The 26,992-nt window shown below is 70.8% G+C and carries 24 protein-coding genes; 13 read left to right on the top strand and 11 right to left on the bottom strand.

Going from position 1 to position 26,992, the window contains the following annotated elements; all coding sequences use genetic code 11:
• The first annotated feature begins 5 nt into the window (after positions 1–5).
• Genes AC07FN_RS24500 through AC07FN_RS24490 form a run of 3 tightly spaced genes read left to right on the top strand, consistent with a single transcriptional unit; the run spans position 6 to position 2,925 of the window.
• Positions 6–1,199, top strand: coding sequence for an acyl-CoA dehydrogenase family protein (locus AC07FN_RS24500; protein WP_478397718.1), 1,194 nt, complete (start codon positions 6–8; stop codon positions 1,197–1,199).
• Entirely contained in the window at positions 1,196–2,233 is a 1,038-nt protein-coding gene (locus AC07FN_RS24495; RefSeq protein WP_478397757.1) for a type III polyketide synthase, read from the top strand. The genes AC07FN_RS24500 and AC07FN_RS24495 overlap by 4 nt, the downstream gene beginning before the upstream one ends.
• Positions 2,234–2,235: 2 nt before the next feature.
• Positions 2,236–2,925, top strand: a complete 690-nt coding sequence (locus AC07FN_RS24490) for a YqjF family protein (protein ID WP_478397717.1) — start codon at positions 2,236–2,238, stop codon at positions 2,923–2,925.
• A gap of 66 nt (positions 2,926–2,991) precedes the next feature.
• On the opposite strand, the gene AC07FN_RS24485 is transcribed toward AC07FN_RS24490, so the two are convergent.
• Positions 2,992–3,513, bottom strand: coding sequence for a lytic polysaccharide monooxygenase auxiliary activity family 9 protein (locus tag AC07FN_RS24485; RefSeq protein ID WP_132491412.1), 522 nt, complete (start codon positions 3,511–3,513; stop codon positions 2,992–2,994).
• 135 nt (positions 3,514–3,648) lie between these two features.
• Between AC07FN_RS24485 and AC07FN_RS24480 the strand changes: the two genes are divergently transcribed.
• From AC07FN_RS24480 to AC07FN_RS24465, 4 genes are all read left to right on the top strand, one after another.
• Positions 3,649–3,954, top strand: coding sequence for a putative leader peptide (locus AC07FN_RS24480; protein WP_478397716.1), 306 nt, complete (start codon positions 3,649–3,651; stop codon positions 3,952–3,954).
• A 99-nt stretch (positions 3,955–4,053) separates the two neighbouring features.
• Positions 4,054–5,094, top strand: a complete 1,041-nt coding sequence (locus AC07FN_RS24475; protein ID WP_478397715.1) for an LLM class flavin-dependent oxidoreductase — start codon at positions 4,054–4,056, stop codon at positions 5,092–5,094.
• Between the two features lie 102 nt (positions 5,095–5,196).
• Complete coding sequence (locus AC07FN_RS24470; protein WP_478397714.1) at positions 5,197–6,321, top strand: MFS transporter; 1,125 nt, start codon at positions 5,197–5,199, stop codon at positions 6,319–6,321.
• 229 nt (positions 6,322–6,550) lie between these two features.
• Positions 6,551–7,345: an endonuclease I family protein gene (locus tag AC07FN_RS24465; RefSeq protein WP_478397713.1), complete on the top strand. Its 795-nt coding sequence runs from the start codon at positions 6,551–6,553 to the stop codon at positions 7,343–7,345.
• A gap of 52 nt (positions 7,346–7,397) precedes the next feature.
• Here AC07FN_RS24465 and AC07FN_RS24460 read toward each other — a convergent pair whose 3' ends face one another.
• From AC07FN_RS24460 to AC07FN_RS24435, 6 genes are all read right to left on the bottom strand, one after another.
• Complete coding sequence (locus AC07FN_RS24460) at positions 7,398–8,255, bottom strand: alpha/beta fold hydrolase (RefSeq protein WP_478397712.1); 858 nt, start codon at positions 8,253–8,255, stop codon at positions 7,398–7,400.
• Between the two features lie 50 nt (positions 8,256–8,305).
• Positions 8,306–8,848, bottom strand: coding sequence for a PadR family transcriptional regulator (locus AC07FN_RS24455; RefSeq protein ID WP_358579013.1), 543 nt, complete (start codon positions 8,846–8,848; stop codon positions 8,306–8,308).
• 4 nt (positions 8,849–8,852) lie between these two features.
• Positions 8,853–9,833, bottom strand: a complete 981-nt coding sequence (locus AC07FN_RS24450) for an NAD(P)H-dependent flavin oxidoreductase (protein WP_478397756.1) — start codon at positions 9,831–9,833, stop codon at positions 8,853–8,855.
• 167 nt (positions 9,834–10,000) lie between these two features.
• Positions 10,001–10,777, bottom strand: coding sequence for an SDR family NAD(P)-dependent oxidoreductase (locus AC07FN_RS24445; RefSeq protein WP_478397711.1), 777 nt, complete (start codon positions 10,775–10,777; stop codon positions 10,001–10,003).
• Between the two features lie 20 nt (positions 10,778–10,797).
• The gene (locus tag AC07FN_RS24440; RefSeq protein WP_478397710.1) at positions 10,798–12,204 is read right to left on the bottom strand and encodes an RNA-guided endonuclease TnpB family protein; all 1,407 of its coding nucleotides are present in this window, start codon (positions 12,202–12,204) and stop codon (positions 10,798–10,800) included.
• A gap of 273 nt (positions 12,205–12,477) precedes the next feature.
• Complete coding sequence (locus AC07FN_RS24435) at positions 12,478–14,064, bottom strand: long-chain-fatty-acid--CoA ligase (protein WP_478397709.1); 1,587 nt, start codon at positions 14,062–14,064, stop codon at positions 12,478–12,480.
• 235 nt (positions 14,065–14,299) lie between these two features.
• Here AC07FN_RS24435 and AC07FN_RS24430 point away from each other — a divergent pair, with 235 nt between their 5' ends.
• The 4 genes from AC07FN_RS24430 (at position 14,300) to AC07FN_RS24415 (ending at position 18,638) form a co-directional block, all read left to right on the top strand.
• The gene (locus AC07FN_RS24430; protein WP_478397708.1) at positions 14,300–15,502 is read left to right on the top strand and encodes an acyl-CoA dehydrogenase family protein; all 1,203 of its coding nucleotides are present in this window, start codon (positions 14,300–14,302) and stop codon (positions 15,500–15,502) included.
• Between the two features lie 36 nt (positions 15,503–15,538).
• The gene (locus tag AC07FN_RS24425; RefSeq protein ID WP_478397707.1) at positions 15,539–16,621 is read left to right on the top strand and encodes an acyl-CoA dehydrogenase family protein; all 1,083 of its coding nucleotides are present in this window, start codon (positions 15,539–15,541) and stop codon (positions 16,619–16,621) included.
• A gap of 75 nt (positions 16,622–16,696) precedes the next feature.
• The gene (locus AC07FN_RS24420) at positions 16,697–17,893 is read left to right on the top strand and encodes an MFS transporter (protein WP_478397706.1); all 1,197 of its coding nucleotides are present in this window, start codon (positions 16,697–16,699) and stop codon (positions 17,891–17,893) included.
• Between the two features lie 100 nt (positions 17,894–17,993).
• A complete protein-coding gene (locus AC07FN_RS24415) occupies positions 17,994–18,638 on the top strand; it encodes an HNH endonuclease family protein (RefSeq protein WP_358579028.1) in 645 nt (214 codons plus the stop codon).
• Positions 18,639–18,644: 6 nt separating this feature from the next.
• On the opposite strand, the gene AC07FN_RS24410 is transcribed toward AC07FN_RS24415, so the two are convergent.
• Positions 18,645–19,277, bottom strand: coding sequence for a C39 family peptidase (locus tag AC07FN_RS24410; protein ID WP_478397705.1), 633 nt, complete (start codon positions 19,275–19,277; stop codon positions 18,645–18,647).
• A 219-nt stretch (positions 19,278–19,496) separates the two neighbouring features.
• Here AC07FN_RS24410 and AC07FN_RS24405 point away from each other — a divergent pair, with 219 nt between their 5' ends.
• Positions 19,497–20,462: a helix-turn-helix transcriptional regulator gene (locus AC07FN_RS24405; RefSeq protein ID WP_478397704.1), complete on the top strand. Its 966-nt coding sequence runs from the start codon at positions 19,497–19,499 to the stop codon at positions 20,460–20,462.
• 9 nt (positions 20,463–20,471) lie between these two features.
• Here AC07FN_RS24405 and AC07FN_RS24400 read toward each other — a convergent pair whose 3' ends face one another.
• The 3 genes from AC07FN_RS24400 to AC07FN_RS24390 all read right to left on the bottom strand — a co-directional run bounded on the left by AC07FN_RS24400 (position 20,472) and on the right by AC07FN_RS24390 (position 25,333).
• On the bottom strand, positions 20,472–21,449 hold the full coding sequence (locus AC07FN_RS24400; RefSeq protein WP_478397703.1) for a TAXI family TRAP transporter solute-binding subunit: 978 nt from the start codon (positions 21,447–21,449) through the stop codon (positions 20,472–20,474).
• On the bottom strand, positions 21,439–23,511 hold the full coding sequence (locus AC07FN_RS24395; RefSeq protein ID WP_478397702.1) for a TRAP transporter permease: 2,073 nt from the start codon (positions 23,509–23,511) through the stop codon (positions 21,439–21,441). The genes AC07FN_RS24400 and AC07FN_RS24395 overlap by 11 nt, the downstream gene beginning before the upstream one ends.
• 190 nt (positions 23,512–23,701) lie before the next feature.
• Positions 23,702–25,333: an amidohydrolase gene (locus AC07FN_RS24390; RefSeq protein ID WP_478397701.1), complete on the bottom strand. Its 1,632-nt coding sequence runs from the start codon at positions 25,331–25,333 to the stop codon at positions 23,702–23,704.
• A gap of 313 nt (positions 25,334–25,646) precedes the next feature.
• Between AC07FN_RS24390 and AC07FN_RS24385 the strand changes: the two genes are divergently transcribed.
• The gene (locus AC07FN_RS24385) at positions 25,647–26,966 is read left to right on the top strand and encodes an MFS transporter (RefSeq protein ID WP_478397700.1); all 1,320 of its coding nucleotides are present in this window, start codon (positions 25,647–25,649) and stop codon (positions 26,964–26,966) included.
• Positions 26,967–26,992: the final 26 nt, after the last annotated feature.

The raw sequence follows: 26,992 nt of genomic DNA, 5'->3' as shown, positions 1-26,992 counted from the left end.
AGCCGTTGTCGCTGTTCGTGGAACCGTCTTCGCCGACCGCCGCGCACGAGGCGGCGCGCGACCTGGTGCCGCGCATCGCCGCGCGCGCCGGGCACTACGACGCCGAAGGTGCCTTTCCTCGCGAGGATTTCGCCGATCTGCGCGCCCGCAGGCTGCTGGGCCTCATGGTTCCGGTGGAACTGGGCGGTTTCGGCGCGTCGTTCGCCGACTACGCCGCGGTCGCGACCGAACTGGCCGGCGGCGCCGGCTCCACGGCGCTGATCTTCAACATGCACGCCTCCGTCACCGGCGCGCTCGCGCACACACCAGAAGAACTGCTGCGGCAGCTGGGCGCACCGGAGAGCTGCTTCGCCGCGCGGGACCGGCTGCTCGCGGCGGCCGCCGACGGCGCGCTCTACTCGGTGGCGATGAGCGAGCGCGGCACGGGCTCGCGGCTTTCGCGCACCACCACGGTGTTCCGCCGGCGCGACGGCGGGTACCGCATCACCGGCAGCAAGGCGTTCGTCTCCGGTGCCGGTCACGCCGACGCGTACCTGGTCACCGCCAAGGACCCGGACGCCGTCGAGCCGAAGGTGTCCTACTTCCTGGTTCCGGCCGGTGAGGGCATCCGGGTCGAGCCGACCTGGGATTCGCTGGGCATGCGCGCCACCGGCAGCCACGACGTGCACTTCGAGGTGTCGGTGGGCGCCGATGCGCTGCTGGGCGGGATCGAGGGGATCACGCTGCTGGTCGCGCAGGTGATGCCGCAATGGCTCGTCGCGTCGTACGCCGCCGTCTACGTCGGGGTGGCGCGGTCGGCGCTGCGCGAAGGCGGCGCACACCTGCGCGAACGCGGGCTGCACACCCTGCCTGCCGTGCGATCCCGGATGGGCCGGGCGGATGCGGCGGTCGCCGCGGCCGACGCCGTGGTGCGGGAGGCCGCCCGGCGGGTGGCGCAGCGGCCGGGGGAGCCGGAGACGAACCGCTGGGTATGGCGGGCGAAGCTGGTCGCGGGCGACACCGCGGCCGAGGTGGCCTCGTCGGTGCTGGAAGCGGCCGGGGCGTCGGCGACGCGGCGCGGCCACCCGCTGGAGCGGATCTACCGCGACGCCCGATGCGGCGCGCTGCAACCGGCGACGTCCGACGTCTGCGCCGACTGGCTCGGCGTGGCCGCGCTCGGCGGCGACCCCGACGACGAGACCGAGTCGCCCCGTTGGTGACGCCGCTGATCGCCGGACTCGGCTCGGCGCTGCCGGACACCGCCGAGCAGCAGGCGCTGTGGGACGGCTTCTTCCAGGAGCACTTCCGCGGCAGCAACCTTGCTCGGCGGGTGTTCGCCGGCGCCGGGGTGCGGCGCAGGCACACCGTGGCCAACCCGATCAAGGAAGACCTCTCCGGCTGGTCCACGGCCGCCCGGATGCGCCGCTTCGACGAGGAATCCCCGCGGCTGGGGCACCAGGCCGTCGCCGCCGCGCTGGAGGACGCCGGGATCGGCGCGGACGAGGTCGGCCTGCTCACCGTCGCCACCTGCACCGGCTACGGCACGCCGGGCCTGGACATCAAGCTCGCCACCTCCCTCGGGCTGCGCCCCGACGTGCGGCGGCTGTTCGTCGGGCACATGGGCTGCTACGCGGCCCTGCCCGCGCTGGGCGGCGTCGCGGATTTCGTCGCCGCGCACCGCCGCGCGGCGGTGCTGCTCTGCCTGGAGCTGACCTCCCTGCACATCCAGCCGCCGACCGACGATCCGCAGCAGGTCGTCTCGCACGCGCTCTTCGGCGACGCGGCGGTGGCGGCGGTCCTGCACCCGGCGGCGGCCGGGCTCGCGGTCGTGGACATCGCCGCCTTCACCGACGACACCGCGAGCGCGCACATGACCTGGGAGATCACCGATCTCGGTTTCCGGATGGGGCTTTCGCCGCAGGTGCCGGAGGTGCTGGCCCGGCACCTCGGCCCGGTGCTCGACGACCTGCTCGGCCGCAACGGCTTGCGGCGGGCCGACATCCGGGGCTGGGCGGTGCACCCGGGCGGCCCGCGCATCCTCGACACCGTCGCGGACACCCTCGAACTGCCACCTGCCGCGCTGCAGCCGTCGCGCGAAGTCCTCGCCGAACACGGCAACTGCTCGTCCGCGACGCTGCTGCTGGTCCTGGAGGAACTCCTGGCCGGCGGGTTCCGCGACGGGAACCACGTCGTCGCGCTGGCCTTCGGCCCCGGCCTGACGCTTTACGCCGCGCTGCTGAAAGCCATCCTGTGATCATGGAAGCCGAACCGCTCACGCCGGTCGCGCCGCACCGGATGCGTTGCTCGTTCAGCAAGCAGGGCTGGAGCGACGTCGTGTTCGCGCACTGGCCTTGCCCGGAACGGGACGTCGCGGCGCTGCTGCCGCCGCGCACCAGGCCCGACCTGTTCGACGGCAGCGCCTGGGTCGGCGTGGTCGGCCTGGGGATGTCGGTGCGCAGCCCGTTTCGGGCGCGGTTCGCCGAGCTCAACGTGCGGACCTTCGCCGTCGACGAGCGCGGTCGCCGCGGGCTGGTGTTCTTCTCCCTGGAGGCGTCGCACTCGGGTTTCGTCCGCGTGGCCAGGGCAGTCGGCCGCCTGCCGTACCGGTCGGCGGTGGTCGAATGCTCGAAGACGGCGACCGAAACCGCCTACCGCGTCGAGCGATCCGGCGTCGGCCTGGACCTGCGCATCCGGCGCGGCGGCCGGGTCGCGCCGACCGGCGCGGACCGGTTCCTCACCGAGCGCTGGCGGATGTTCTCGACCTGGTACCGCCGGCCCATCGAGGTCCCGGTGGCGCACGAGCCCTGGGCCCTGGATTCCGCGGAGCTGCTGGAGTTCACCGACACCGGGCTGCTCGCCGGGTTCGGGCTGGCCCCGCCGAGCCGGCCCATCGTCCGGTTCGCGTCCAGAGTGGACGCCCGGTTCGGCCTGCCGGTGCTGTTGTGACGCGGCGGGCCCGGCTCCGAGTGGAGCGCGGGCCCGCCGGTTCAGGGAAAAAGCCGCTGGACGAGATCACTTGCCGCCGACGTTGAGGTCGATGCAGGCGTAGAAGGCGTTCGCCGTGTCGGCGACGTTCCAGACCGCCAGCACCTTCTGCTTGCCGCTGACGCCGCCGAGGTCGACGGTGTGCGACAGCTGCGACGGCGGCTGCTGGCCGCCCTGGTCGAACACGGCGACGCGGTTGCCGCCGATGAAGTACTCCCAGGTCGACGTGCGGTGCGCAGCGGTGAGCGTCCAGTTGAAGGTGACGGAGTTGCCGACCGGCGTCGCTGTCCAGCCCTTGCCGTCGTCGTCGAGCTCCGCGAAGCCCGCGTTGCCGCCGCTGCAGCTCTGCAGGCCCTTCGGGCCCTCGACGCTCTGCGGCTCGTACTTGATGGCGCCGCACGGGACGGTGCCCTGGGCGCACTGGGCCTGCCGGCTCGGCGGCGAGTTGACGTATCCGTGCGCGCTGGCGGTGCTGGTGGGGATCGCGACGAGGGCCGGGGCGAGCGCCGCGCCGACGATGGCTGCGGCGAGTTTCGGCTTCTTGTTCATCTCAGCTCCTTCGGAGGAAACCGCCGGGTCAGGAGGTGGTGCCGGACCGGCGGTGCTGGGTGGAACCTGGCCGAGGAAGGGAGAGGGGACTCCGACGACCACCGGCCCCGGCGGGTCGGACCCCGCGTTGAGCCGATGGTCTGGACCATAAGTTTCTGGCGTCATGGCGGTCAAGATTTGTCCGGTCCGCGTTTTTCCCAGGGCGTTTGCCAGTTTTCACCTGACGTTCATGCGGCGGGCGGCGCCATGTCAACTGAGTCCATTGTGGACGCAAGGCTGTGCTGTGCAGCGCTTTCGAGCGCAGGTCCGCGTAGTGGGACGATCGGTGCGTTCGTTGACACCGGCGCCGGGCCGCTCGACGATTGCCCGGTGCTGATCACGTTCACCCGCCGCCGGCACGTCGACCTCCGTCGCGTGGCGAGCCAGGCGTGTCGCCGATGATGCCGCACAGCGCGGCACATCGAGCTTCCCAGTCCGAAGAGGACATTCGAATTCCGGATCGTTTCCCGGGTCACCGCCGGTGGCCCCATCTGGAGGTGCGTGGACGTGCAGTTGGGCATCCTGAGTCTGGGCAGCACGCAGCCGGACCCGCTGACCGGTGAAACCCGTTCGGCCACCGAGCACTTCGACGACGTCGTGCGGCTGGCCGAGTTCGCCGAGCAGCTGGGCCTGGACTACTTCGGCTTCGGCGAACACCACGCCGGCCGGACGGTGGCCACGGCGCCGCCCGTGGTGCTCGCCGCGATCGCGGCGAGCACCAGCCGGATCCGGCTGATCACCACGGTCACGCTGCTGAGCACCCTCGACCCGCTGCGGGTGGCCGAGGACTACGCCACCCTCGACCACCTGTCGCACGGCCGGCTCGAACTGATCGTGGGCAAGGGCAATTCCGCCGACCCCTACACGATGTTCGGCTACGACCGCGAACACCAGTGGGAGCTGCAGGCCGAGCACTACGAGCTGCTGCACCGGCTTTGGCGCGAGGAGGAAGTCACGTTCAGCGGGAAGTTCCGCGGCAGGCTGGAGGGAGTCACCAGCCTGCCGCGGCCGCTGCAGACCCCACCGCCGGTCTGGCACGGCGTCGCCACCAGCCAGGCCTCGCCGGACCTCGCCGCGCGCTTCGGCGACCCGATCTTCGTCGCCAACGCGATCCAGCCGATGGAGAACTACGGGAAACTCGTCGACCACTACCGGGAGCGCTGGGCCGCCTACGGCCGCGACCCGGCGCAGGCCGGGGTGGGCTCCGGCGGACTGCTGTTCGTCGGCAAGACCTCCCAGCAGGCGAGGGACGACCTGCGCCCGTACTACGAGGCCCAGTGGGCCGACCGCGACCTCACGCGGGACCGCGGCGGGGTCGGCGACGAGCCGGCCGGGCAGACCCTGGAGAGCAACATCGCCGCCGGCGGGCTGTTCGCGGGCAGCCCGCAGGAGATCGTGGACAAGGTCGGCACCTACCGGGAGCGGTTCGGGCACGGGCTGATGATCTTCGGCCCGCAGATCGGCGGCATGCCCTACGGGCTCGTCGCCGACTCCCTCGACCTGTTCGCCACGGAGGTGGTGCCGCACCTGCGATCGCTCTGACCCGCGACCCGGGCAAAACAGACGCATCCGGGCCCACTGCTCGACTCCGCACCCGCGCTGTGATCGACTGCCGGTAGATCTCGTGCGGCGAAGGGCGGTTTGGTGAACGCGCGCGTCGCCCTCTACATCGGCGGATTGCTCGGGCCGTTCGGCGGCGGCGTCGTCTCCGCCATGCTGCCGGAGCTCAGCAGCGGATTCGGCGTGTCGCAAGGCGTCGCGGCGACGTCGCTGACGGTGTACCTGCTGCCGTTCGCGATCGTCATGCTGGTCTCCGGTAGCCTCGGCGAGCGGTGGGGCATGAGCCGCAGCATCCGCGTCGCCTACGCCGGGTACGCGGTCGTGGCGTTGCTGGCCGCCCTCGCCCCGTGGTTCTGGCTCTTCCAGGCCAGCCGCGCCTTGCAGGGCATCGCGAACGCGTTCACCACGCCGCTGCTGCTGGCCAAGCTCGCCGCCGTCACGCCGAAGGAGCGCCTCGGCCGGGCGCTGGGCACCTACGGCGCGATGCAGGCGATCGGGCAGACGTCCGCGCCGCTGGTCGGCGGGCTCGCGGCGGAAGGCGCCTGGCAGTGGGCCTTCGTCGGCCTCGCGGCGGTCGCCGCGGCGCTGGCGATCAGCCCGCTGCCGCCGGATTCGCGCGACGGCGCGGCGCAGCGGCCCGCCGCGTTGCGGGACGCCTGGCGGAAATCCGTGCTGCTGACCGGGGGCGTCGCCTTCGTCGCCTGGGCCTGCCTGGCGGGGCTGCCGTTCCTGGTCGCGTTCCGGCTGGACGACGCCTTCGCGCTGAGCCCGGGCGCGCGCGGCCTGGTGCTCACCGCCTACGGCGTGGCGGGCGCGGTCGGCGCCCGGCTGACCGGCGGGGCGGTGGACCGGTTCGGCCAGCGCGCCATCGTGTGCGTCGGGCTGCTGTTCGGCGCCCTGGCGGTCGGGGCCGTCGGCCTGGTCTCCTGGCTGCCCGCGGTCGCGATCGCCTGGGCTGTCGGCGGCGTCTGCGGGCAGCTGATCCTGGTCGGCATCCACGCCACGGTGCTCACCGGCGGGGCGAGCGGGCGCGGCGGGATCATCTCCGTGGTCACCGCGCTGCGGTTCCTCGGGATGTCGGCCTCCCCGGCGGCGTTCACCGGCCTCTACCGGCACGACGCGGCGCTGGGCTTCCTGCTCCCGGCCGTGCTGCTGCTACTGACAATTCCCGTTGTTGCCGTTTGGTGGCCGCGCAAAGCGCCCGGTTGATCGATACCGGCGTCGGCATTTTCCCAGTTTGCGGCCGGATCCGCGCCGATCCGGACACCGTGCGTTACCGAATCCGATCACCGTCCGACACCGGACCGCGCCAATTGGTTCACCCAATGGTGATCGTTCGTGTGGCAGGCTTCGTCCTGCTTGAACGACAGTCCTGCCGGTCGGGCACGGGCGCGGATGTTGTGCGGCGCGGCCGGCGAAGAGGCGAGAGGACACGCCCGTGAAGATCGCCCGTTGGAAACCGCTGACCCTGTTATTCAGCGCCGCGTTGGTGGTCGTGCCCACGACCGCCGCGCTGGCGGCCCCCGATGCGACGGCGGATTCCGCCGTCGAGGACTACTACCAGGACGCGATCGGCAAGACCGGTCCCGAGCTCAAGACCGCCCTGCACGGGATCATCAGCAGCGGCACCACGACCCTGAGCTACGACCAGGTCTGGGACGCGCTGAAGGTCACCGACGAGGACCCGAACAACAACGCCAACGTGATCCTGCTCTACACCGGCCGGTCGCAGGGCAAGGACACCAACGGCGGCGACGCCGACGACTGGAACCGGGAGCACGTCTGGGCGAAGTCCCACGGCGACTTCGGCACCTCGCCCGGTCCCGGCACCGACGTGCACCACCTGCGCCCGACCGACGTCACCGTGAACTCGGATCGCGGCAACAAGGACTTCGACATGGGCGGCACCGAGTCCGAGGAAGCGCCGGGCAACTTCACCGACGGCGACTCCTGGGAGCCGCGCGACGAGGTGAAGGGCGACGTCGCCCGGATGATCTTCTACATGTCGGTGCGCTACGACGGTGGCGACGGCTTCGCCGACCTCGAGGTCAACGACAACGTCGACAACGGCAGCAACCCGTTCATTGGCCGCGTTTCGGTGCTGAAGCAGTGGAACGAGCAGGACCCGCCGGACGCCGGGGAGCAGCGCCGCAACCAGGTGATCTTCGACCAGTTCCAGCACAACCGGAACCCGTTCATCGACCACCCGGAGTGGGTCGCCGAGATCTGGTGACGATTCCCAGCCGAGGGGCGCCCTCGCCGGTCCGACCCGGCGGAGGCGTCCCTCACGCCGGTTTCGCGGCCGACAGGAAGTCGGCGAGGATTCCGTTCAGGCGGGCGGCATTCCCGGTCGGCAGCGCGTGGTGGCCGACGCCGGGCAGCATCGCCGTGCGGACGCGGGGCACCACGCGTTCGGCCTGCGCGAGCAGGCGGCGCGGGTCGTGGGCCTTGCTGTTCTCCGCCGCCAGCACGAGGGTCGGCACGGTCAGGCGCGCCGGGTCGGGCTTGGGGCTGGTGACCGGCTTCGCGGCCCGGAACTCCGCGCCGCGGGCCTGCAGTTCGAGGCAGGCCGGATCGATGCCGATGCCGCCGGTCTCCCAGCGCAGGAAGTCGCGCGTTCGCTGCGGCGCGGGCCGCAGCAGCATCGGCAGGGCGCGCAGCAGGTAGCCCGGATTCCAGCGGGTGAAGCACGCCGTGGGATCCAGCAGCGCGAGGCTGCGCACCCGGGGCGAGTGGAGGGCGTAGTGCAGGGCGATCCACGCTCCGTAGGAATGCCCGCACAGGTCCGCCGCCTCGACGCCGAGGTGGTCGAGCACCTCGTCCAGCCAAGCCATCTGGTCGCCGACGCCGGAGACCGCTTTGCCGTCGGCGACGCTGCGCCCCGCCTCGCCGATGAGGTCGATGGCGTAGATCCGGTGCCGTTCGCCGAGTTCGCGGACGTTGGCGAACCACACTGTCGAGGTGGCTCCGCCGCCGGGCAGGAGCACCAACGGCGGGCCGTCCGGCGCGCCGCAGGCGTGCACGCGGGTGCTGCCGTAGGCCGTCGGCACTTCGAGCGCGTCGACCGGGGCAGGCCACTTCGCCAGCACGGCGTCGTAGGCGGCGAAGAAGTCATCGCCGCCGCGGGAGGTCCGGAAGCCCATCGTGCACCTCGCTCGTCGAGTAGCCCAGTGATCGAGAGACTAGCGCTCCCTCAGCCCCGATCGGCGCGCATTGCCGCCAGGATCTCGTCACACCAGGCCAGCATCGACTCCTCGGTGCGGATGCCGCCGCGCAGCACCAGGTACTGGTGCAGCTGCTGCCCGGAAAGCCCTTGCGGCGCGGGGAAATCCCGCTCCTCGATCGCGCGGTAGACGGCCAGCCGCTCGTCGTGCCCCCGGCGGTGCCGGGCGACCTCCTCGGCGACCCGCTCGGTGTCGCCGAATGACGCGCCGCGGATCTTCACCGACAGCTCGTTGCGGACGGCCGGCGGATCCACCGGTTCGGCGAGCCAGCGCGCCAGTTCGGCGGCGCCGGACTCGCTGACCCGGTAGACCTTCTTGTCCGGGCGCTTGTCCTGCGCGACCTCGTCGCAGGACACCCAGTCCAGCTCGACCATCCGCTTCAGGCTCCGGTAGATCTGCTGGTGGCTGGCCGACCAGAAGTAACCGATGGACTTGTCGAACCGGCGCGCCAGCTCGTACCCGGATCCCGCGCGTTCCTGCAGCGAGACCAGGATGGCGTACTCCAACGACATCGGTTCAGTCTGCCACGCCGATCAGCCCGCCCAGCCGTCCCCGGATCAGCTCGGCGGCCTCGCGCACGATGCGCTCCACCAGCTCGCCGACCGGCGGCACGTCGGTGATCAGCCCCTGCACCATGCCGGCGCTCCAGATGCCGAGCTCCGGGTCGCCCTGCTCGTAGACCTGTCGGCCGCGGGCGCCGGCGACGAGGTCGCGGACGTCATCGAAGGCCGCGCCGTCGGCCAGCTTCGCCACCACTTCGCGGCTGACGGCGTTGCTGGCGACCCGCGCGGTGTTGCGCAGCGGCCGGAAGATCAGCTCGGTCTCCAGCTCGCTGGCCTCGGCGATCCGCTTCTTGACCGCGTCGTGGATCGGCGACTCGGTGGTGCACATGAAGCGGGTGCCCATGTTGATGCCGTCCGCGCCGAGCGCCAGCGCCGCCACCAGGCCGCGGGCGTCGGCGAAGCCGCCGGACGCGATGATCGGGATGCTGAGCTCGTCGGCGGCGCGGGGGATCAGCACCAGGCCGGGGATGTCGTCCTCGCCGGGGTGGCCGGCGCACTCGAAGCCGTCGATGCTGACCGCGTCCACGCCGAGCTGCTGCGCCTTGAGCGCGTGCCGGACGCTGGTGCACTTGTGCAGCACCCGGACCCCGGCGGGCTTGAACGCCGCGACCTGCTCGGCCGGGTTGGACCCGGCGGTCTCGACGATCCCGATGCCGGATTCGATGATCGCCTGCCGGTACTCCGCGTACGGCGGCGGCGTGATGGTGGGCAGGATCGTCAGGTTGACGCCGAAGGGCTTGTCGGTCATCTCGCGGCAGCGCGCGATCTCCTTGACCAGGTCCTCCGGCGTCGGCTGGGTGAGCGCGGTGATCATGCCGAGCGCGCCGGCCTCCGCGACCGCCGCGACGAGTTCGGCCCGGCCGACCCACTGCATGCCGCCTTGCACGATGGGGTGTTCGACGCCGAACTCCTCGGTGAACCTGGTTCGAAGCACGTTGCTCATCGCTCGCCTCCCGCTGCGCCGCCGACGCGGACGCCGAGGCGCCCGTGCCGGTCAAGCTACTATGCAACAAGATGCAATGCAACGAGTTGCATAGTCAGCGAGAAGGCGCCTGAGGTTCCGCTACCCGCACCGCCACTCAAAACGAGCGTGGAGACTTTTTAGAAGGAGATGTAGCCGCCGTCGACGGTGATCGCGTCGGCGGTGTGGAAGACGCTCGCCGGGCTCGCCAGGTAGACCGCCAGCGCGCCGAAGTCCGAGGGCGCGCCCCAGCGGCCCACCGGCATCCGGGGCAGCACCTTGCGCTGGAACCCCTCGGACTGCAGCGCCGGGTCGGCCAGCGGCGTGCTCACCCAGCCCGGCAGCACCGCGTTGGCCCGGATCCCGTGCCGGGCCAGCTCGATCGCGATCGACTTGATCATCGAGATCAGCGCGCCCTTCGACGCGGCGTAGGCCTGGCCGCGCGGTTGTCCCTGCCGCGCCGCCAGGCTCGACGTGCCGACGAGGCTGCCGCCCTCGCCCTGCGCCAGCAGCCGGCGCGCCGCCGCGCGCAGCGTGAGGAACGCGCCGTCGACGTTCACCCGCGTCACGCGGTGGAAGTCGCTGAGCTCGGCGTCCACGAAGCGGGTCCCGCCGCCGCCCACACCGGCGTTGGCGAAGCACGAATCCAGCCGCCCGAACTCCTCGACGGTGCGCGACATCGCCGCCTCGACCTGCTCTTCGTCGCCGACGTCGCAGCGCAGGGCGAGCACTTTGCCGCTGTGCTTCTCCAGCTCCCGGGCCGCGGTCTCGTTGCGCTCGGCGTTGGTGCCCCAGATGCAGACGCCCGCGCCGGCGGCGGCCAGCGCGTCGGCCATCGCCAGGCCGATGCCCGAATTGCCGCCGGTCACCACGGAAACGTGCCCGGTGAGATCGAAGGGGTTGGCGGTGTCGCCCATGTTTCGTGCCTGCTTCCTTCTTATTGATCAATGTTGATCATCGGTTGGATGTTTCGCTCTCCGCTCGCAGGCTGGAGTCCGGGATCGGCAGTCTGATCCGGTCGGCGATCGGCCCGTTGCTGCACGATGCGTTTCACCCGCTGGTACGGGGTGTGCGGGGTGATGTCGGGGTCACCCACTCTGTGCAGGACGTTGATCGCTGCCGCGTGGTCTGCTTGCCACACCACCCCGCACCCTGTGCAGTGAAGCCGGTCCCCGCTGCGGCGCCCAAGGACTCCGCAGCAGGGGGCGACTTGTGAGGTGTAGGCCGCGTTGACCAGCGTGAGCGCAGAACCTCTGCGCTCCGACACACTGGTGAGTGCCTCAGCGGTGAGCCCCTTGGTCCACGCCGCCAAGCGCCGGTTGACGTTCCGGCCACGCCGAGCACGGCCGGTGAAAATCTTGGTGAGGTCCTCCGCCGCGATCAACGCGGCTTTATCGACAACAGCATGCACCGCGCGGAACGTTGTCGTACGCACTGTCTGCTGCCAGCGGGATGAACGCCGGTCCCGCTTAACCGTCCCGAGATTGTTGCCGACGATCCGGTCGGCTTTGGCGTGATCACCGGCTTCGCGGGCTTTTTCCGCCACCGACCGGATCTTCGCCCGCCTCGCGTTCTTCGTCTTCCGGTAATCCGACTCGCGGGTCAGCAATACACCCAGCTCGGTGCCATGGTGCTGACCGTCGGAGTCGGTCAGGACTTCGGTGTAGCCCTTGTCCACACCGATCTCACGATCGCCAACGGGGCGTGTGGAGGAGGGCATTGTTGCTGCGTGGATCTGGTAGTGCACTTCAACACGGCCATTGCGCAGGATCAGCCGCAGCGTCCCCGACGGAGCCACCGTGGTGTTCAGCGGAATACGCACCAACTGGCGACGCTTCAAACCAGGTACCGCAAGCCAGATGGTGCCGTTCTCGGCCAGGGTGAATGTGCGGTACTGGTCGCTGCGCACCACGATCTGATTGTGGGTGCGGTTGCGGCCACGCTTCCAGTGCTTGCGCATCTGCCGCGACAGGAACGCATCCTGAGTCCATGTGTCGCGTTTGAGCGCGGTGAACATCCGCTTCCGCTCGATCGGGTCCGAGGCCCGCTTGTTCGCCGCCTTCCGGACCTTCGCTTTAGCCGCGGCCCGGTTCGCGGCGATGTCCGCGACCGCGTCCCGAACCGTCTCCTTCCATGCATTCGCCAAAACACCGAACAACTCGGCCGTACCGTCCGCCATCCACGAGTCACGGATCTTCCGATCGGACAGCCCAGCGCCGTTGACCGAGCCGTAGCGCTGCCACACCTCACTACGGACGCACCCCAACCGGCGAGCCTGCTCGACCAGCTGCGCGAACTTGCCGGTGTTGAGATCCTGTGAGTACGCGATCCGCGTGACCGTCACAAGGCCACCCCGCCGCAAACGATGATCTCGTCCACCGCGGCGTCGAAGACTGGTCGTCGAACTCTCCGCGCACCGGCTGCGACGAAGTACCTCCACCTGGTCGGATTGCGCAGGGCAGTAAGACGCCTTTCGCTTTTCCCGCAGCGCACAGCACCGGCCGTACAGCCCACCTTTCTCGCGAACTCGCCGATGCGGCGCATCTTGACCATCACAGCTAACAATAGCCAACAGTGAAGAAGGGCCACACACAAGATCACGCCTCCTGGGAGTGGATCAGTTCTCGGGAACGACTTCGCCGGCCGAGTGCTCGCGGCGCAGCTGGGTTTTGAGGACCTTGCCGCTGGGGTTCCGCGGCAGTTCCGCGACGACCGCCAGCCGGCGCGGGCGCTTGTAGCCGGCGAGCCGCTGCTTGCACCAGTCCTCGATGTCGGCGAACGTCGGCGGATCGGCCGGGTCGCGCGGCGCGACGACCGCCAGCGGCGTCTCGCCCCACCGCTCGTCCGGCACCCCGATCAGCGCGGTCTCGGCGACCTTGGGATGCGCGGCGAGCACGTCCTCGACCTCGGCGCAGTAGATGTTCTCGCCGCCGGAGATGATCATGTCCTTCTTCCGGTCGACCACGTAGAGGTAGCCCTCGTCGTCCTGGCGCACCAGGTCGCCGGAGTGGAACCAGCCGCCGTGGAACGCCTCGGCGGTCTCCGCCGGCTTGCCCCAGTACTCCCGCATCACGGTGGGTCCGCGGTAGACGATCTCGCCGACCTCGCCGCGCGGCACGTCGTTCATGTCGTCGTCGACCACCCGGGCCTCGACGTTGAGCATCGGGGTGCCGACGGAGCCGATCTTGCGCAGGGCGTCCTCGCCGCGCAGCATCGTGGTCACCGGGCTGCACTCGGTCTGCCCGAACGAGGTGGTGATCTCGGCCTGCGGGAACGTGTCGAACATCTTGCGCAGCAGCGTCGACGACGCGGGCGCGGCGCCCCAGCTGATCCGCTGCAGCGCCGAGAGGTCGTGGTCGCCGATGTCCGGCAGGTCGCAGATCGCCTGCCACTGCGCGGGCACGAAGAAGCACGACGTGATCCGCTCCCGCGCCAGCATCCGCACCGTCTCGGCCGGGTCGAACCGGCCCGACGCGCTGATCACGATCCGCCCGCCGAGCAGCAGGTACGGCAGCATCCCGGACACCCCGGCGATGTGGAACAGCGGCACTCCGACCAACCAGACGCGGTTGTCCGCGGTGACGCCGTTGTGCACCAGCGAGCTGAAGCTGTGCATCAGCAGGTTGTGGTGGGTGAGCACGGCGCCCTTGGGGCGGCCGGTGGTCCCCGAGGTGTACATGATGAACGCTGGCGACTGCTCGTCCACGACGGTCTCGGTGAACTCGTCGGACGCCGCCGCGAGGGCCGCGTCGTAGTCCTCGGTGTCCTCGCCCGCGGCGCCGCCGATGACCAGGCAGACGCGCACGCCGGGGGCTTTTTCCCTGGCCCCGGCCATGGTTTCGGCCAGGAACGAGTCCACGATCACCGCGCAGGCGCCGCTGTCGTCCAGTGCGTAGGCGATCTCGTCGGCGACCAGCCGGAAGTTGATCGGCACGCAGATCGCGCCGAGCCGCGCGCAGGCGAAGTAGGACTCGACGATCTCCAGCCCGTTGAGCCCGGCCACCGCGACCCGGTCGCCGGCTCCGACGCCGCGGTCCCGCAGCGCGTTCGCCAGCCGGGTGACGCGCTCGTCGAACTCCCGGTAGCTGCGGCTGACGTCCCGGAAGCGCAGAGCGATCTGGTCGGGGATCTTGCGGGCATGCCGGGCCAGCTGATCGGCGGCGGTCATGCCTCGGCCGGTCACGGATTGCGCAGCAGCGGACATCGTTACCTCGCCGGTGAGGGTGACGTGACGGGCCTCATATTGCGTTGCCGAGCGGTGGTGGTCAACCCGGGACGGACCTCCGGGACGCGGAAAAGTCCGGCGCGCAACGCAGGTCACCCAGCATCGGAATCTACTGTGGACTTAAAAATAGAACATGTTCAGCTGGCTCCCGTTCGGTTACAGTCGGAGGTGACGGATTCGCTGCCACCGCACCGCCGGGGTGGAGGGAGAGCACATGGACGTCGACGAGTTCCGCGCGAAAGCGCGCGAATTCCTGGCCGCCAACGCGCCGGGATCACTGGGCGACCGCGCCCCGGCCGAGGTGCTCGAGGAGGCCAAGCGGTTCCAGGCCGCCGCCTACGACGCGGGCCTGGCGGGCATCACCTGGCCGGCCGAGTTCGGCGGACAGGGCCGCACCGCCGCCGAGCAGCAGGCGTACGACGCGGAGGCGGCCCACTACGACCTGCCGGGCTCGCCGTTCATGGTCGGGATGGGCATGTGCGGCCCCACGCTGCTGGACCTCGGCACCCCGGAGCAGAAGGCGCGCTACCTGCCGAAGCTGCTGCGCGGCGACGAGATCTGGTGCCAGCTGTTCTCCGAGCCGGGCGCGGGTTCCGACGTCGCCAGCCTGCAGACCCGCGCGGTGCGCGAGAGCGGGGGAGAGTGGGTGATCAACGGCCAGAAGGTGTGGACCTCGGGCGCGCAGTGGTCGGACTTCGGCGCGCTGCTGGCCCGCACCGACCCGGACGTCCCGAAGCACCGCGGCATCACCATGTTCATCGTCGACATGCACGCCCCCGGCGTGACGGTGCGGCCGCTGCGGGACATGACCGGCCGGGCGCCGTTCAACGAGGTCTACTTCGACGACGTGCGCATCCCGGCCGATTCGGTGATCGGCGAGGTCGGCGGCGGCTGGCTGGCGGCGGTCACCATGCTCGGGCACGAGCGGGTGTCGATCGGTGGCTCGGTCCGGCGCGGCAGCGACCCGCTGTCCTACGACAACCTGGTGGAGCTCGCCCGCCGACATGGTCGTGCCGAAGATCCGGTGGTGCGCGGCCGGTTGGCCGAGATCTATGCACAGGAGAAGGCTCTCGGGTTGTTCAACAGCCGGTTGCGGCAGGAAGCGGAGGCGGGATCGCCACCCGGCGCCCGCGGTTCGGTGTCGAAGCTCGCCGGCGCGCTGCTGCTGTGGCGCGCGGTGGACACCGCAGGTCTCATCGCAGGGCGGGAGCTCGCGGCCTGGGAGCCGGGCGACGCGGCGGCCGAGGAGATGGCGATCGCGATCAACTCGACGCCCGCGTCGAGCATCGCCGGCGGCTCCAACCAGATCCAGCGCAACATCATCGGGGAGCGGATCCTCGGCCTGCCGAAGGAACCCCAGGTGGACCGCGACGTCCCGTTCCGGGAGCTGAAGGTCGGCACCCAGCGCCCCGCGTGACCCGAACGACCGCCGAAGACCTCCGAGGAGCGTGCAATGCAGCTGGTGTTGACCCGCGAGCAACGAGAACTCCGGTCCGCGGTCCGGAAGTTCCTGGCCGAGCACGCGCCGCCCGCGCGGGTGCGCGAGCTGATCGACGGCGATGGCCACGACGCCGGGCTCTGGCGGCGGCTGGCCGGTGAGCTCGGCGCGACCGGGCTCGTGGTGCCCGAGGAGCACGGCGGATCCGGCGCCGGGCACGTCGAGCGCGCCGTGGTGCTGGAGGAGCTGGGGCGAGCCCTGGCGCCGGTGCCGTTCCTCGCGTCGGCGGTGCTGGCGACCGATGTGCTGCTGGCGCTGGACGATGCGCCAGCGAAGGCGGAACTGCTGCCGCGGCTGGCGGCCGGCGAGCTGATCGGCGCGGTCGCCTGGGACGCGGAGTCGGCGCCGACGGCCACCCGGCGCGACGGCTCGTGGGTGCTCGACGGCCGCGCGCCGCAGGTGATCTCCGGCGACATCGCGGACTTCGTGCTGGTGTACGCCAGGACCGAGCACGGCGGTTCGTGGTTCCGGGTCGACGGCGCGGGCGGCGTGACGAGAACGCCGCTGCGGACGCTGGATCCGACCCGGCGGATCGCGCGGCTGGACTTCGCCGGTGCCCCGGCGCGCCAGCTGTCCACGAAGGACGCCGATGCGGTGCTGGCCGAAGTGCGGGACACCGCGGCGGTCGCGCTCGCCGCCGAGCAGCTCGGCGGGATGGAACGGGTCCTGGAGATGACGGTGGAGTACGCCAAGGTCCGGGTGCAGTTCGGCCGCGCCATCGGTTCCTACCAGGCGGTCAAGCACCGCTGCGCGGACCTGTACAGCGCCTGGGAGCAGGCTCGGTCCGCCGTGCGCCACGCGGCCTGGACCGCGGACGAGGACCGCGCGCAACTGCCGTTGGCGGCGGTGATGGTGCAGGTGCTCGTGTCGCCGGCGTACTTCGAGGCGGCGGCCGACACCGTCCAGCTGCACGGCGGCATCGGCTACACCTGGGAGCACGACGCCCACCTGTACTACAAGCGCGCGAAGACCTCGGAACTGCTCCTCGGCACCCCGGACCAGCAGCGCGCCCGGCTCGCGGACGTCCTCGCGATCTGATCGGGTGGTGCGTGCGCGGCGCCGTTCGTCAAGTAAGTTGACCAAGGGTGCCCGGCGCGCGGAGATGGGTGGACGATGGGTGAGCGCTCGTTCGAGCTGAGAACCGTTGCGCTCGCGGCATTCGGACCGACCCTGCTGTTCTCCACCGGCGAGGGCGCGATCATCCCGATGATCCCGCTCATCGCCGCCGACCAGGGCGCGGACCTGGGGACGCTGGGCCTGATCGCCGCCATGATCATGGTGGGGGAACTCGTCGGCGACGTGCCCAGCGGCGCGCTGGTGCACCGCCTCGGCGAGCGGCGGGCGATGATCGGCGCCGCGATCGTGTCGGTGCTGGGCCTGGTCGGCTGCTACCTCTCGACGACCCCGTGGATGCTGGGCGCGTGCGTGTTCCTCGTCGGCCTGTCCACGGCGGTGTTCGCGCTCGCCAGGCACGCGTACATCACCACGGCCGTGCCGCTGCGCTACCGGGCGCGGGCGCTGAGCGTGCTCGGCGGGGTGTTCCGCGGGGGCTACTTCATCGGTCCCTTCCTCGCGGTGCTGGTGCTGATGGTGACGCCCGACAAGCGGGCGGTCTTCCTGCTCCACATCGCGTTCGCCCTCGCCTCGGTGATCCTCCTGCTGTGCACGAAGGACCTCGGCACCGGCGGCGACGGGGCCGCCGAACCCGCGCACCAGGGCCTGTTGACCACCCTGGTGCACCATCGCGGCGTGCTGGTGCGGATGGGGGCCTGCGCCGCGCTGATCGGCGGGCTGCGGGCGTCCCGGATGGTCGTGCTGCCGATGGTGGCGGTCGCGGCCGGGCTGTCGCCGTCCACCACCGCGCTGATCATCGGCATCGCGGGGGGCATCGACTTCGCGCTGTCCTACACGTCGGGCCAGATCATGGACCACTTCGGCCGGATGTGGGCGGCGGTGCCGTCGATGACCGGCCTGGCCGTCGGGCACCTCGTGCTGTTCGCGGTGGACGACGTGCCGACCTTCGCGATCGTCGCGGTGTTCCTGGCGCTGGCGAACGGGACCAGCAGCGGAATCCTGATGACGCTCGGCGCGGACCTCGCGCCGCAGCCCGGCCCGGCGCCGTTCCTCGGCGCCTGGCGGTTCACCGGCGACTTCGGGCAGGCGGTCGGGCCGGTCACCGTGTCCGGGCTGACCGCGGTGGCCGGCATCGGGTTCGCCGGCGCGGGCATGGGCCTGCTCGGGCTGCTGGGCGCGGGCCTGCTGCTGCGCTACGTCCCGCGCTACGTCCCCCAGGCGCGGACGAGCGGCTGACCACCGGTGTGCCGCGCCACATTACCCGCCCGGCGGAGTGAGCGGCGGCACCGCGGGATGATCGAATGGCGGCGACACCACCACCGGGCCGGGGAGACGCATGGCTGCCAAGAAATCAGTGTGGACGTCGATCGTGGCGGTCGCGCTGCTGGGCCTGATGTGGGTGGTGTTCGAGTCCGGCATCTTCGACGCGAAGGTCAGCGCCACCACCGGCCCCGCCGGGGAGCAGCTCGCCGAACTGCGCGTCGCCCCGGCGGGATCGATGGACGGCTACTCGCGTGAGCGGTTCAAGCACTGGACGACGAAGCCGGAAGCCGGGAAGAACTGCAACACCCGCGAGGCGGTGCTGGCGCGGGACGGCCAGAACGTCCGCACCAACAACGCCTGCGAGGCCACCGCCGGCACGTGGACCAGCGCCTACAACGGCCAGCAGCTGACCGACCCGTCGGCGATCGACATCGACCACATGGTGCCGCTGGCGAACGCCTGGCGCAGCGGCGCGAACAAGTGGGACGACCAGCGCCGCGAGCAGTTCGCCAACGACATGCAGCTGCCGCAGCTGGTGGCCGTCGACGCGAGTTCGAACCGCAGCAAGGGCGACCAGGATCCGTCGCAGTGGAAGCCCGAACGCGCGAACTGGTGCAGCTACGCGACGAGCTGGATCACGGTCAAGCGCGCCTACGACCTGACGGTCACCGAACAGGAGCAGAAGGCGCTCCAGGAAATGCTCGCGACCTGCGGCTGATCCGGCTCAGGCGCTGTAGCCCTTCGGCGGGATGAGCGTGCCCAGCTGGTCGAAGCTCAGCCAGTAGATCTGGTTGCCGCTGAAGGAAGCCGGGTCGGCGATCAGCACGGTCCGGTCGACGTCGTTGTAGCCGATCACGGTGAAGTAGTGGTAGATCGTCTGGTCCGACGGGTACCCGGGCGGCTGGTTGCCGGGCGGCGCGACGATGTTGGCGACGATCGCGTAGCCGTTGTCGATGTCCGCCACGATGTCGTTCCACAGCAGGTCCTTCTGCGCCTGCGTGGGCGGATCGTTGGGCATCTCCTTCGTCTCGTACCAGCCCGCGTAGCCGCTGAGCACGCGCGTGACCTGGCCGATCCAGTCGGTGCCGCCGGTGTGGGTGCCGAGTTCGGCGGCCAGATCCGCCTGGCTGCGGTAGATCCCGCGCGCCGATAACGCGATCCGGGTCGCCGCGGGCCCGCACCAGTAGCCGGTCTCCTGCACCTGGTAGTCGACGTCGAGCACGTGCTCGCCGTTGGCCCGGACGATCACGGCCGGTGCCGCGGAACCGGCCGTGAGGGCCACCGCCGGGATGGCCGACGCGCCGGTGAGCACCAGGGTCAGAGCGGCCGTCGATGCCGCCAGTTTCGAAGTGAACATTCCCGCCTCCTCGCCGAAAAGCCCCCCGGCGAGTCGCGATCGTGTCAAGATCGATCCCGGTTCCGCCAGATCTTCGCGCTGGCTCAAACGGGCCATCGCCCAACTGCGCCAGCGCACGAGGGCGTGATCACCTCGTTCCCGCAACGCGTTGACCACGCTCGATCAGGCGTTCTAGGCTTCCCGGACAAAAGGGTCGTCCCGCTCTGCCGGAAGGTTCACGTGCTCGACGTCCTCGCCGCCGACAGCGATCAGGGCCGCGTCTACCGCGCGCTCACCACGCGAGGACGGTTGCACCGCGAGTTCCTGGCCCACGACACCGGTCTCGCGCCCGCGGCGGTGCGAAAGGCGTTGCGGGAACTGACCGAACTGGACCTGGTCGTCGAAGTGGGCCGGGGCACCGACCTGTGGGAGGCCGCGCCGCCCGTCCAGGCCATGTCGATGGTGCTGCGCGAGGAGGAGAGCCGGCGGCTCAAGCTCTGGCAGGTAGGCGCCGAACTGGACCGCCTCTACCACCAGGCCCGCAGCGGCACGGGTTGTTCGCGGCACGTCGAGCCCGTCGAGCACCCGGCGCGGCTGATCATGCTCACGACCCGGTTGCAGGACAAGGCGACCGAGCAGGTGCGCTGGCTGGACCGGCCGCCGTACTACAGCAAGCCGCACCACTTCCGCGCTCAGGAGGAGATCCAGGCCGGCCGGATGGCCGCGGGGGTGCGCTACCGGACGATCTACAGCCAGAACGTCTACGACGACCTGGAATTGTTCGCCGCGATGACCCGGATGGCCGACCTCGGCGAGAACGTCCGGCTGCTGTCCGAACTGCCGGTGAAGCTGACCATCGGCGACGACCAGATCGCGCTGCTGGTGCCCGAGCCCGACCGGACCGGCCTGGACGGCTCGCTCGTCGTGCACGCCTCGGGGCTGCTCAACGCGCTGTGCGGGCTCTTCGAAACGCTGTGGACGCTGGCGATGCCGGTGTCGACCGGGACCGAGCAGGACCAGCTCTCCGACCGGGATCGCAGCATCATCATGCTGATGGCGGCGGGGGCGACCGACGAAACCATCGCCCGCCGCCTCCACCTGTCCCGCCGGACCGTCGTCCGGCGGATCGCCGCGCTGCTGGACCGGCTCGGCGCCACGACGCGGTTCCAGGCCGGCGTGCAGGCCGCCAAGCGCGGCCTGCTGTAGCGGCGGTTCTCAGCCGGCGAGGCCCTGCTGGGCGCCCGGGTGCAGCGGGATCGGGTCGGTCTTGGTGGCGCTGTCCTTCGTGATCTCCTTGGCCGACGGGTGCACCTGCTCCAGGTCCGCCCGCTTGTCGAAGATCAGCTTCGTGATCGCGCAGGCGTTGCCCGCCGGGAAGTCCTCGCGGACCACCAGGAGGTTCGGCACCGCGATCGTCGGCACGTCCGCGGGCAGCTTGTAGGTCGCCGCCGGGATCGTGCTCGCCTCGTAGACCGGGCTGATCTGCTGCATCGCGCCCAGCTGCGGCGTGATGTCGACGAACTTCACCGCGCCGCCCAGCGACGTCGTCAGGTCGGTGATCTCCGGGGTCGGCAGGCCGCCGGACCAGAACAGGCCGTCGACGGTGCCGGACTTCATGCCGTCCACCGCCTTGCCCAGCGACAGGCGCTGCGCCTGGATGTCGGTCTCCGGGTTCAGCCCGGCCGAGGACAGCACGCGGTTGGCGATGACCTCGGTGCCGGACTTCGGCGAACCGGTGGAGATCCGCTTGCCGCGCATGTCGGCGACGCTGTTGATGCCGGCGTCCGCGCGCACCACGACCTGCGTCGAGTTCGGGTAGATCCGGGCCAGCGCCTGGATCTTCTGCGGCTTGCCCTCGAAGCTCGCCTTGCCCTGCACCGCGTCGGCGGCGGTGTCGGCGAGGGTGAACGCGATGTCGTAGTCGCCGGCCACCAGCTGCTGGATGTTCTGCACCGACGCGCCGGTTTCCGCCGCGGTGGCGCGCAGTTTGGTGTTGTTGCTGATCAGCTGCGCGAGCCCGCCACCGAGGACGTAGTACACGCCGCCGGTGTTGCCGGTGGCGATCGTCAACCGGCCGTCCGCCGCCTCGCAGGCTCCCGCGCCCGCCTGGCTGTCCTGCACCTGCTTGCCGCCGCAGCCGGACACGACGAGCGTCGCCGCCACGGCCGCCACCAGCAATGCCTTAACCCGCATCACGAACCTCCTTGATCGTTTCCCTGCGGCGCAGGACGAGCTGTGCGACGAGCCCCAGCACGCAGCAGCCGAGGCCGATGGCCACCACCGGCGGCTCCAGGTACAGCAGGCACAGCGCGCCGGGCACGAACAGCAGGCGCACCGGGAGGCGCACCGGCCCGGCCAGCCAGCCGCCGGTCACCACGCTCAGCGCGGCGACGGCCACGATGGACGCCGCCGCGACCCACAGGACGGTCAGCGGGCCGGTCTGCAGCAGCAGCGCCGATCCGTTGTCGGTCAGCACGAACGCGATCGGCACCAGGAACGCGGGCAGCGTGTACTTCCAGGCCTGCATCATCGTGCCGGTGACCCGCCCGCCGGTGATCGCCGCGGACGCCACCGCGGCCAGCGCGGTCGGCGGCGTCACCTCGGAGAGCACCGCGTAGTAGAAGATGAACATGGCCCGCTCCGCGTCGGCGACGCCGAGGGCGCCGAGCGCGGGCCCGATCACCACCCACGCGATGATGAACGACGCCGTGACCGGCACCGCGAGCCCGAGCACGCCGACGGCGAGCGCGGAGAACACCACGGTGAAGACCAGGATCGCGGTCGGGTTGCTGGTGAGCGCCTGCGCGGCCTGGACCAGCGCGTCGGCGAGCTCCTGGCCCAGGCCGGTCTTGGTGATGGTCGAGGTGATGATCCCGGCGGCCGCGCACACCGCGACCACCGGCAGCGCGCCGCGAACCCCGGCGGAAAGCGCGTCCACGATGTCCCGCAACCACTTCAGCACCGCGGCGCCGGGGCCGTGTTCGGCCCGGACGAGCCCGGAGATCAGCGCGAACACCGCGGCGACGCCGGTCGCGTAGACGACCGCGGCGAACGGCGGGATGTCCAGGGCGAGGAACACCACGATGATGGCCAGCGACAGGAAGTGGTATCCGCCGCGCAGCAGCAGCCGCCACGCGCTGGCGTGCTCGGTCTCGACCGCTTTGGCGCCGAAGCGGCGGGCGTCGGCCTCCACCGCGAACACGATGCCGAGGTAGTACAGCACCGTCGGGATCGTGGCCCAGATCAGCACCGTCAGGTACGAGGTCTGCAGGTATTCGGCGATGATGAACGCGGCCGCGCCGAGCGTCGGCGGGGACAGGATCGCGCCGATGCCCGAAGCCGCCAGCAGGCCGCCCGCCTGCTCCTTCGGGTACCCGGCGCGCCGCAGGATCGGCCAGGTGATCGCGCCGAGGCTCACCGCGGTCGCGGTGCCCGAACCGGAGACGGTGCCGAGCAGGAACCCGGACAGCACCGTGGTGCGGCCGGGCGCGGTGCGGGAGCGCTTGAACGCGGCGAAGGAGAAGTCGACGAAGAACTGGCCCGCGCCGGAGGCGTTGAGCACCGCGCCGTAGATGGTGAACAGCACGATGTAGCTGGCCGCGACGTCCAGCGGTGTGCCGTAGAACCCGCTGGCGTCGTTGTAGAGCGCGTTGATGATCTGGCTGAAGTCCACGCCGGCGTGCGCGATTCCCCAGTTCTGCGGCAGGAATCCGCCGTAGTAGGCGTAGCCGATGAACGCCGCGCAGATCACCGGCAGGATCCAGCCGGTGGTGCGCCGGGTCGCTTCGAGGACGAGCAGGAGCAGCAGCGCGCCGGCCACGATGTCCAACGTGGACAGGCTGCCCTGCCGGTCGAGGAACGCGTCGAACCCGCCGGAGGGCACCGGGAGCACCGGGTAGAACCCGACGAGCAGCGCGACCGCCGACAGCGCCCAGTCGTACCAGGCGGGGTCGTCGCGGTCGCCCTTCGGGCGGCGGCCGCCGGGCCGGTAGCAGAGGAACACCAGCGGCAGCGTGCAGCCGAGGAAGATGACCAGGTAGTACTGGTTGCCCTTGGTGAGCGGGTAGAAGACCTGCTTGAGCACCAGCACCGCGACGGCCAGGGCGACCAGGTACACGAGCAGGTCCGGCCGGCGGGACAGCTGCCGGGCCGGGCGTTCCTCGTCGTGCGCGGCGACGATCTCGCCGACATCGGTCTTCGCGGCGCCGCGATCGGGCAGCTCGTCGTCGTGCTCAGGCCGCGTCGCCTGACTCATGCGGTCGCCTTCCGTGCCGTTCGGCGGTGTTCGGACAAGCGCATGGCCGCCGTCCGGGCAGAAATCCCTTTTTCGGCGGGAATGTAACTGGGGTCACTCGTCTGGGTCAATAGGCGTGGTCGCGCGGCGGATCCCGGATTCCCGGCCACAGTGGATGATCAGGTGCGGGCCCGACGTGGGTGCCCGAGCCTCAGCCGAGCAGGGCGTCGGGGTCGTGGGCGGGCTGGCCGCCGATGATGGTCGCCGCGATGCCGATCTGGTCGAGGGAATCGGTGGGAACCGCCGTCGGGTCTTCGGCCAGCACGACCGCGTCGGCGAGCTTGCCGGGGGTGAGCGTCCCGAGCTGGTGCTCCAGGAACGCGCTGTGCGCGGCGTTGACCGTGTAGCAGCGCAGCGCATCTTCGAAGGAAACCGCTTCGTGCGGGGAGAAGACCTGCCCGTCGGCCGTGCGGCGGGTCAGCATGCGCTGGATCGCCTTCAGCGGCGCGCCGTCCGCGACCGGCCGGTCGGAGCTGCCCGCCGCCGGGATCCCGGCATCGAGCAGGGACCGGAGCCGGTAGACCCAGTCGCGGCGTTGCGGGCCGACGTTGGCGAGCACGGCGTCGCCGAGGGTGTGGATGAAGTAGTTCTGCAGCACCGGGACGACACCCAGCTCGGCGAGCGCGCTGACGTGGTCGGGCGTGGTCACGGAGCAGTGCTCGATGCGGTGGCGGGCGTCCGATCGCGGCCACCGGGTCAAGGCTTCCCGGTAGGCGTCGATGACGAGGCCGACCGCACGGTCGCCGATGGCGTGGGTGGCGACCTGCCAGCCGGAGCGGTGCGCGCCGATGATCCGGTCCCGGAGCTCTTCGGGTTCCAGCTGCAGCACACCTCGGTTGCCGGGCTCGTTGGAGAACTCGTCGGTCATCGCGGCGGTGCGGCTGGCCAACGCGCCGTCGGCGAAGATCTTCACCGCGCCCAGCCGCAGCATCGGATCGCCGAGTCCGGTGGTCAACCCGAGGTCGAGGCCGAGTTCGACCTCGTCGGTGTCGTGTCCGTTGAGTTCCCGCAGTGTTTCGTAGGCGGGCATCAGGGTCGTCCGGACGCGCAGCTTCCCTTCGCGAAGTGCGGTTTGGTAGGCGGCCAGCTCGACCGGGCTCAGCCCGATCCAGCCGCCGCCGATGCCCGCTTCCTGGCAGGCGACGAGACCCTCGGCGACGTACCGCTGGTGCGCCGCGCCGATCGCCTCGACCAGCTCCCGGACCGCTACTGGCACCAGCAGGTCGTTGACCAGCGCCTGCGCCTGCTCCTGCAGCAGCCCGGTCGGCTCACCTGCGCCGTCGCGCTCGATGATGCCGCCGCGCACCTGGTCGATGCCGAACACCCCGGCGTCGTCGAGGACCAGGGTGTTCCCGACGCCCATGTGCTCGCTGCGGTGCTTCAGCCAGACGCGGTGGGCCGGGGCGATCCGGTCCAGGTCGGCGCGGCGCGGGTGCCCGCCACCGTATCCGGCGGGCTCGTAGCCGTGCCCGATCAACCAGGCGCCGTCCGGCAGGCCCGCCGCGCGGCGGGCCACCCGCTGGTAGATGTCGTCGAGGCCAGTGGCGTCCGAAAGGTCCAATTGGGTGAGCCCGAGGCCGAAGCGGCCGGTGTGCGCGTGGGCGTCGTGGAAGCCGGGGACGACGGTGCGGCCGCCGAGATCGACCACCCGGTCCGCTTCGAGGCCGGCGGTGTCGTCACCGACCGCCACGATCCGGCCGCCGAGGATGCCCAGGGCGTGTGTGCGCCCCGGCTCGCCCATCGTCCACACGTGACCGTTGCGCAGGATCAGATCGATCTTCATCGTTTCTCCGAAGTCCTTCCACCGGCCGGGAAAGCGGCACTTTTCTCCATTGTGGACTATCGTTTCGCCGACGTCGGCGCCGAGCATAGCCGAACGATGCGGGATCGGGTGAAGACCGTGTTTCCGGCTGGATCGTCCGCTGCGCATCGCACGCGGAAACACCAGTGGTGGATCCACCAATAGCCGCGGTTTGTTTCTCGCTTTCGCCAATGACAGCGCCGCGCGGGGTGCTGAGCATTTCCACATCGCATTCCGCTGCCAGGCCGAGCACGCCGTCGACGGCATCCAGTGCTCGCCCGTGAAGGGACCGCCCATGCCCGAGGCGACAGCCGCCGAACCGGCCACGAAGCCGGACCGGTCCGCGGAGATCCGCCGGATCGCCCTGGCCACGTACTTCGGCACCGCCCTCGAGTGGTACGACTACTTCATCTACGGAACGGCGGCCGCCCTGGTCTTCCCGGCGCTGTTCTTCCCCGCGCTGGACCCGGTGATCGGCGTCATCGCCTCACTGGTGACCTTCGCGCTGGGCTTCGTCGCCCGGCCGGTGGGGGCGGTGATCTTCGGCCACATCGGCGACCGTCTCGGCCGCCGGGCGGCCCTGATCGGCACCGTGACGCTGATGGGCGTGGCCACTGGGCTCATCGGCTTGCTGCCGTCGTTCCAGACCATCGGGATCGCGGCGCCGATCATCCTGGCCGTGCTCCGGCTGTTGCAGGGGATTTCGGCGGGCGGCGAGTGGACCGGCGCGGCGCTGCTGGCGATCGAGCACGCCCCACCGGAGCAGCGCGGGCGTTACGCGGCGGTGCCGCAGCTCGGCTCGCCCACGGCGACCCTGGTCTCCTCCGGCGTCTTCGCGGTGCTGACGCTGCTGCCCGAAGAGATGTTCCAGTCCTGGATCTGGCGGGTGCCGTTCCTGGCTGCGTTCGTGCTCCTGGCCATCGCGCTGTACCTGCGGGTCAAGGTGGAGGAGTCGCCGTTGTTCCGGGCGGCGCTGGCCGAGCAGAAGGAGGAGAAGCTGCCGGTGCTGGAGACGATCCGCACCGCGTGGGGCCGGTTGATCATCGGCGGCGCGGCGTACCTGGCGGGTACTGCGGCGTTCTTCGTGCTCACCACCTTCATGATCAGCTACATCTCGAAGACGTTGAAGCTCAGCAGCACGCTGGCGCTGAACGCGACGCTCGTCGGCGCCGTGGTCGAGATCCTGGTGATCATCGTCGCCGGCCGCCTCGCCGACCGGATCGGCGCGGCGAAGGTGTGCGTCATCGGCGCGACGATCTCGGTGCTGGTCGCCTTCCCGGTGTTCTGGCTGGTTGACACCAAGGTCCCGGTGCTGGTGATCGCCGGTGTGTCGCTGGGCATCGGCGCGATCTCCATCCCGTACGGGCCGATCGGCGTCGCGCTGTCGGTGATGTTCCCGGCCCGGCTGCGCTACAGCGGTGTCGCCCTGTCGGTCGGGCTGGCGAACATCCTGGCCGGATTCGGGCCGCTCGCCGGCACCTGGGCGCTGGGTGCGACCGGTGGGCAGTCGTGGGGTCCCGCGCTGCTGCTGGCGCTGATCGCGTTCATCACGCTGGTCGGCTCCGCGGGCGCGCACCGCGTCAGCCGCCGCGCCCCCGAATGGGACGCAGCGTGATTCCGAGCCTGGCAGCGAATGGGGAG

The organism is Saccharopolyspora sp. NPDC045941, assembly GCF_056431445.1.
This window is presented reverse-complemented; position numbering and strand designations above follow the sequence as displayed.